Raw genomic sequence first — 2953 nt, 5'->3', positions numbered from 1 at the left:
CGCGCCCAGCCCGGCACGGGGGATCTCGATGTCGACGTCGTCGTGCGGGCGCGTCACCCGCCCGACGAAGCGGTCGAGCGCGAGCCCACCCATGAGCCACCAGGTCGTGGCCACCCCGTCGAGGAGCCGACCCAGCTCGGTGGGCGTGAGTGGCTGCCACGGTCCGTGTTCGGCGGCGGCGGTCGTCACCGTCGCGCTCCCGCCGACCGGAGCGGTGACGCCTGGGGATCCACGCCGGCACCCTGTCCGACCGGGAGCCACGTCGGCAACCGCGAGCGTCGATGGCCGGCCCGACCGCCGGTCAGACGTAGCCGCGCAGGCGCGACGCGGTGGCGACCCGGTCGATGCCGAGGGCGAACGCGGCCTGACGCAGCGTGCAATCGTGGTCCTCCGCGAACGCGGAGGTGGCTGCGTAGGCAAGGCCGAGGCGATCGGCCAGCTCGGTGTTGAAGCGGTCGACCTTCCAACGGAACTGCTGGATGTTCATGGTCCACTCGAAGTACGAACCGACCACGCCACCCGCGTTGGCCAGCACGTCGGGCACCACCACGATCCCCCTGTCGCCGAGGATCTCGTCGCCCATGGGCGTCGTCGGGTAGTTGGCCGCCTCCACCACCAACGAGGCCGCCACATCGGCGGCGTTGCCGCCGTGGAGCTGCTCATCGAGGGCGGCGGGGATCAGCACGTCGCAGGGTCCGGTGAGCAGCTCGTCGTTGGTGATGACGTCGTGGGCGCCGGTGTGGTCGCCGACCCGGCCACCGGCGGCCACCGTGGTGCCGAGGGCCTCCACGTCCAGGCCGTCGTCGCGACGGATGCCGCCCCACTGGTCCGAGACGGCCACCACCGTGGCGCCGCGTCGGGCCGCCTCGGTCGCGGCGAAGGAGCCGACGTTGCCGAAGCCCTGGATGGCGATCCGCAGCCCGGCGAGGTCACTGTCACTGTGTCGGCAATGGGCCTCGAGCACGTCGATGACGCCGCGGCCGGTGGCCGCTTCGCGGCCAGGGGCTCCGCCGAGGTTCACGGGCTTGCCGGTGACGATGGCCGGGGTCCACCCGTGGGCGGCGCTGAAGGCGTCCATCATCCACGCCATGGTCTGGGCGTTGGTGTTCACATCGGGTGCGGGGATGTCGCGATAGGGGCCGATGACGTGGGAGATGCCGTTCACGAAGCGCCGGGTCATGCGCTCGCGCTCATCCGCGCTCATGGCCGCCGGGTCGACGGCGATGCCGCCCTTGGCCCCGCCGAAGGGCAGGTCGAGCAGGGCGGTCTTCCACGTCATCAGCGAGGCGAGCGCCCGCACCTCTTCGAGGTCGGCATCAGGGTGGTACCGGACCCCACCCTTGTAGGGGCCCCGGGCGCCGTTGTGCTGCACCCGGTAGCCGTGGACCACCTTCAGGCCCCCGTCGTCGAGCCGGACCGGCACCTGCACCGAGATCTCCCGGTAGTTGGTGGTGAGCACGGCGCACATCTCGTCATCGAGGTCGATGATCCTCGCGGCGTCGGAGAAGTAGTGGTTGACCGCTTCGAACGCGCTGAGACCTTCACGGACCATGGATGGCGATCTCCTCACCGGCCGGGGCCGGCGCTCGGTGGCGGGTGGGTGCCGTGGGGGAGACACGGGTAGCTCCAGACACCCTGCCCCGGGCCCGGCAACGCACACCCGAGGAGGTCGAGGGGCCACAAGTGGCCCTACCGCCGGGCCCGGACCACCGGTATCCATGAGCCATGGACCGCTTCCGTCGTCGTTTCCCAGGACGCACCCACCCGCCGACACCGTCCGTCGGGAGGGGTGAGGCGGTCGCCATCGAGCGGGGCGCCTACCTCGACCGGGGCGGGGCCAGCGCGACCGGCGTCCGCCCCGAGAACCAGGACCGGTGGGCGGTCGGACCGTGCTGGGGCGTGGTGTGCGACGGGGTCGGCGGCCACGCCGGCGGGGCTCGCGCCGCCCAGCTGGCCCTCGACGCCGTGACCTCCAGCCTGGCCGCTCCCGACCGACCGGTCTCCGGCGCCGACCTTGACACCGCCGTCGAGGCCGCCACCCGGGCCGTGCGCGCCGGACAAGACGACGACCCGACCGTCAGCCACATGGCCTCCACCCTCACCGTCGCGTCCGCCATCGCGGTCGAGCCCGATGCCAGCGTGTGGACGGTGATCCACGTCGGGGACTCCCCGGCGTGGCTCGTGACTGCGACGGAGAGTCGACCGATCACCTGCGACCACAACCTGGCCGGCGACCTGGCCCGGGCCGGTTCCCTCTCCACCGCCGACGCAGCCGGGCACCCGGGTCGGCGCCTCCTCACCCGCGCCATCGGCGTCGACGACCACGCCAAGCCCGACACGATCAGTGTCACCCTCGCCCCCGGCGACGCCTTGGTCCTGGCCTCCGACGGCCTCTCCGACGTGCTCGATGCCGCCGCCATCGATGAGGGGCTGTCTCCGGCGAACAGCGCCACCGACGGCGCCGAACGGCTGGTCCGCATGGCGCTGGACCGCGGCACCACCGACAACGTCACCGTCGTGGTGCTGCGGCACCGGGCATGATCCGCTGGTGCCCGCGCCTGAGACGAGCCGGAGACCGTCGGCCGCGGCCCGGAGGCGTTGGTCCGCCTGCTCACCACCCCGTCGACGAGAGGTCGATCGGCCGCCGCGGCGGTGGCGAGGTGACCTTTCGGCAACCGGCGCTCAGCCGATGACGCGCCGGGGCGACCAGATCGGAACCCACTGCCGGTGACGCTGCGCATCCGGATCGACCCCGGCCCCCGCACCGCCGAGTTCGGCCGCGAGGAGGTCGTGCGCATCGGCCGCGGTCGTACCAACGAGGTGCGGGTCGGCCACCAGCGCATCGGGGGCCGCTGGACGGTCTCGACCGCCCACGCCGAGGTCCGCTGGGACGGCACCCGCTGGAGCACGCTGAACGTCAGCGCCCGCCCCGGACTGCTCCACGTCTATGAGC

The 2953-nt window shown here is 72.8% G+C and carries 4 protein-coding genes; 2 read left to right on the top strand and 2 right to left on the bottom strand.

Translation table 11 applies throughout. From position 1 onward, the window contains the following. Together VNL12_RS16040 and VNL12_RS16035 are read right to left on the bottom strand one after the other, a co-directional pair. A partial coding sequence (locus VNL12_RS16040) for a nucleotidyltransferase domain-containing protein (RefSeq protein ID WP_414654912.1) occupies positions 1-189 on the bottom strand: 189 nt, incomplete at its 3' end. A gap of 112 nt (positions 190-301) precedes the next feature. Then, entirely contained in the window at positions 302-1552 is a 1251-nt protein-coding gene (locus tag VNL12_RS16035) for a Glu/Leu/Phe/Val family dehydrogenase (RefSeq protein ID WP_325595949.1), read from the bottom strand. Positions 1553-1725: 173 nt separating this feature from the next. Between VNL12_RS16035 and VNL12_RS16030 the strand changes: the two genes are divergently transcribed. After that, the gene (locus VNL12_RS16030) at positions 1726-2541 is read left to right on the top strand and encodes a PP2C family protein-serine/threonine phosphatase (RefSeq protein ID WP_325595948.1); all 816 of its coding nucleotides are present in this window, start codon (positions 1726-1728) and stop codon (positions 2539-2541) included. A gap of 186 nt (positions 2542-2727) precedes the next feature. After that, a partial coding sequence (locus tag VNL12_RS16025; RefSeq protein WP_325595947.1) for a hypothetical protein occupies positions 2728-2953 on the top strand: 226 nt, incomplete at its 3' end.

Source organism: Iamia sp., assembly GCF_035575815.1.
GTDB lineage: Bacteria > Actinomycetota > Acidimicrobiia > Acidimicrobiales > Iamiaceae > Iamia.
Note: the sequence above shows the minus strand (reverse complement) of the source record. Positions and strands in the feature narration are given on the sequence as shown.